Source organism: Streptomyces sp. SPB074, from assembly GCF_000154905.1.
In the GTDB taxonomy this organism is placed as follows: Bacteria; Actinomycetota; Actinomycetes; order Streptomycetales; family Streptomycetaceae; genus Streptomyces.
The window spans coordinates 1772575-1774053 of record NZ_GG770539.1 but is presented as its reverse complement, the minus strand read 5'-3'; the positions used below and the strand labels follow the sequence as shown (position 1 = coordinate 1774053).

Annotated in this window: 1 protein-coding gene and 1 pseudogene; both read left to right on the top strand. The window is 76.4% G+C overall.

What is annotated here, in order from left to right:
- Positions 1-208 (top strand): annotated as a pseudogene (locus SSBG_RS07005) (hypothetical protein); the annotation flags it as partial.
- Positions 209-358: 150 nt separating this feature from the next.
- The coding region (locus SSBG_RS07000) for a cysteine desulfurase family protein (RefSeq protein ID WP_008745505.1) at positions 359-1479 on the top strand (1121 nt) is incomplete at its 3' end.

Below are 1479 nucleotides of genomic sequence, written 5' to 3'. Positions count from 1 at the left end.
CGTCGCCGCGTTCGTGCTCGGGCTCCTCGGCCTCCTCGTGCTCAACGTCGTCCTCGGCCCCGTCGCGCTCGTGCTCGCGGGCCTCGCGCTGTGGCGGGGAACGTCGCGGCGCGGACGGGCCCTGCTCGGCCTCGGTCTCGGCGTCGCCGACCTCGTCGTCTTCTTCGCCCTCGCGGCGGCGGACGCGACGCTCTCCTGGAGCATGTGAGCCACGCGCCGCGGCGCACGCCGCAGGCCCCCGCGCCCCGCGCGACCGGCCCGGCGGGACGCCGCGCACCGGCGGCGGCGCCGGATGTGAGCGGCGGCGCACCGGGGGCGGGCCGAGGCACCCCGTACGGCTCGTAGAATCGGAGCCACCATGGCCTACCTCGACCACGCAGCGACGACCCCCATGATCCCCGAGGCCGTCGAGGCGCTGAACGCCCAGCTCACCGTCGTGGGCAACGCCTCCTCGCTGCACGCCTCGGGACGCCGCGCCCGCCGCGTCGTCGAGGAGTCGCGCGAGTCGCTCGCCGACGCGCTCGGCGCCCGCCCCAGCGAGGTCGTCTTCACGGCGGGCGGCACCGAGGCCGACAACCTCGCCGTCAAGGGCCTGTACTGGTCCCGCCGCGCCGAGGACCCGCGCCGCGACCGCGTCCTCGCCAGTCCCGTCGAGCACCACGCGGTGCTCGACGCCGTCGACTGGCTCGGCACCCACGAGGGCGCCCGCGTCGAGTACCTGCCCGTCGACGCCTACGGCCGTGTCGCTCCGGAGACGCTGCGCGAGGCCATCGCGCGCGAGCCCGCCTCGGTCGCGCTCGCCACGGTCATGTGGGCCAACAACGAGATCGGCACGATCCAGCCGGTGGCCGAACTCGCCGCCGTGGCCACGGAGTACGGCGTTCCGCTGCACGCCGACGCGGTCCAGGCGTTCGGCCAGGTCCCCCTCGACTTCGCCGCCTCGGGCCTCGCCGCCGCCACCGTCAGCGGCCACAAGATCGGCGGCCCCTACGGCATCGGCGCACTCCTCCTGAGCCGCGCCCTGACCCCCGTCCCCGTGCTCCACGGCGGCGGCCAGGAGCGGCACGTGCGCTCCGGGACGCTCGACGTGCCCGCGATCGCCTCCTTCGCCGTCGCCGGGCGCCTCGCCGCCGCGCGCCGCGAGGAGTTCGCGCGCGACATCGGCGCGCTGCGCGACCGGCTCGTGAAGGCGGTACAGGACGCCGTGCCCGACGCGGTCCTCGGCGGCGACCCGGTCCACCGGCTCCCCGCCAACGCGCACTTCTCCTTCCCCGGCTGCGAGGGCGACTCGCTCCTCCTGCTGCTCGACGCCCAGGGCATCGAGTGCTCGACCGGCTCCGCGTGCACCGCCGGTATCGCCCAGCCCAGCCACGTACTGCTCGCCACCGGCTCCGACCCCGACCTCGCCCGCGGCACCCTGCGCTTCTCCCTCGGCCACACGAGCACCGAGGCCGACGTCGACGCGCTCGCCGAGGCCAT